The 2,171-nt window shown below is 63.2% G+C and carries 2 protein-coding genes and 1 pseudogene; all 3 read left to right on the top strand.

All coding sequences use genetic code 11. From position 1 onward, the window contains the following. The coding region (locus FJT57_RS15865) for a DNA-binding protein (protein ID WP_144906842.1) at window positions 1-753 on the top strand (753 nt) is incomplete at its 5' end. Window positions 754-978: 225 nt separating this feature from the next. Then, window positions 979-1,905: a transcription initiation factor IIB gene (locus tag FJT57_RS15860; RefSeq protein ID WP_144906824.1), complete on the top strand. Its 927-nt coding sequence runs from the start codon at window positions 979-981 to the stop codon at window positions 1,903-1,905. 99 nt (window positions 1,906-2,004) lie between these two features. Continuing rightward, window positions 2,005-2,171: pseudogene (locus tag FJT57_RS17115) on the top strand (hypothetical protein); the annotation flags it as partial.

Raw genomic sequence — 2,171 nt, 5'->3', positions numbered from 1 at the left:
CCGGAGTTCCGGGCGACGGTCGACATGGAAGTGCAGGCGAAAGTCGATTCCAACCACCCAGATGCGCGGGTCAAGGAAGGCCCGGATCACATGTTCGGGAAGACTCTCGAACAGGAGGAACGCATCGAGGCACGGGAGGCCGAGTTGGAGCACATCAGTGCCCAGGCGGAACTCAGTGAGCAGGAGGGACGCGCGAAGCGGACGCGGGAGGTCGTCGTAGAGCAGTGTGGCCGAGACGAGCCCGAACCGGTGGAGCGCACGGATCCCCGAGAAAAGCTGACGCAGGAGGAACTCGCGGCGGTGAACAAGCAGGCGATGCGGATCAGCGACGAAGTGCAGGGCGGCTGGTCGAGAGCGGTCGTCGCGAAGCAGTTGGCCGAGAAGGTGCAGCGCGGCCAGGACGTGACGAAGGCGGTGCTGGAGACGTTGGAGGAACTGAAGGCGGTCCCCGGTGCAATCGTGCCCATCGCGGATGTGCCGGACGTCCCAGTCGGGGAGGTGACGGTCCAGGGTGAAATCACCGAGCTCTGGACTCCAAGTGACAACTCGATTCAACAAGTCGGGCTCATCGAGGACGAGAGCGGGCGAACGAAATTCACGATCTGGGAGAAGAGCGGGAAAACGGTGGTTCGAGAGGGGCAAACGGTCAGATTCAGAGCGGTCAAGAAGAACTGGTATCAGGGCCGGTGCAGTCTCGCGATCACGGGCTGGTCGAGGATCGAATTCCCAGATCGCGGCCGCTGGTGGGAATAGCCGGGGCGACGCGCCCCTTTTTTGCTGGTGTGTAGCGGTCACCGCCACCTCCCACCACCTCCACGGTCCGGGCTGCTCACGGCGCTACGCGCCGTTGCGCGGCCGGGCTTTCGCCACCGCAGTCCATCGGTGTCAGCGCCGTCCTCCGTGGTGTGTATTTGCCCCCCTGATGGGTGAGGGGCATTCCGAGAGGCGCGATTTGCGTGTATCCCCTCGTGTGTATTCATGGCAACCAGAGACATCTACGAGACGGCGTTCGACGAAGACGTCCAGACGGAATCGAGTGCGAACCAGTGTCCCGAGTGCGACGGCCGGGTCACCACCAATGCGATTGAAACCATTTGCGAGGACTGTGGCCTGGTCATCGACGAACAGCGTATCGATCACGGGCCGGAGTGGCGAGGGTTCGACGAAGACGAACGGGAGCGCACGGGCGCTCCGTTGACGGCGGCACGACACGATCGTGGGTTGTCGACGGAGATCGGCCGCGGGACCGATGCAAACGGGAACGAACTCTCAGGACAGAAGCGACGGCGGCTCGCTCGGATGCGCCGTGAACAGACGCGTGGGCGGTTTCAGTCGAAAGCCGAACGCAACCTTGCACACGGGCTTAGTGAAGTCCGCCGGATCAGTAGTACGCTCGAACTATCCGAGACGATCCGTGACCAGGCCTGCCAGCTCTTCCGCAGCGCTCAGAACAAGGACCTCCTGCAGGGCCGGTCGATCGAGGCGATGGCCGCCGCGAGTGTCTACGGGGCGTGCCGGTGTAACGGGCGACCACGAACGCTCGACGACATCACCGAGTCGGCGCGCGTCGAGCAATCGCGGGTGACGAACGCATACACGACGCTGAATACTGAACTCGGCCTGCCAGCCCAACCCGTGACGCCGAGTGCGTTCGTTCCGCGGTTGGCCTCGGAGCTCGACGTCTCCGATCAGATCCGGCAGCGGGCTCGGCAGTTGGCGGAAGCATCAGAATCGACCGGAGCAACCACGGGGGTTCGGCCATCCGGATTCGCCGCAGCTTGTCTGTACAAGGCCGGACGCGAAGACGGGCGGTGGCTCACCCAGTCGGACGTCGCTGACGTTGCGAACGTCTCGGTGGTCACCGTGCGAACCCACCGCGACGCGCTGGACGAATTGGCTGTCTAACGCCCACAGTGCTGATTTTCGGTTGTATTTTGTTGTCTGATTGATGTGAGAGCCATTGTTTAAACCCGAAGACGAAGCATGATACGGCCAGATCACTCGATGACCGACCAGTACGCCGACTACGAAGCCCTCCGACCGCTCGGCGAAGCGACCCACGTTCCCGACGACCAACTCGCCAGTAGTAGTGGTGAGCTCCGGCGGCAACGCTCTGGTGGCGTCGACGCAGGCTATCCAGACGACCCGACAGCAGCTGCGACCGAGTGCGA

Source organism: Halobellus captivus, assembly GCF_007655485.1.
Lineage (GTDB): Archaea > Halobacteriota > Halobacteria > Halobacteriales > Haloferacaceae > Haloquadratum > Haloquadratum captivum.
This window is presented reverse-complemented; position numbering and strand designations above follow the sequence as displayed.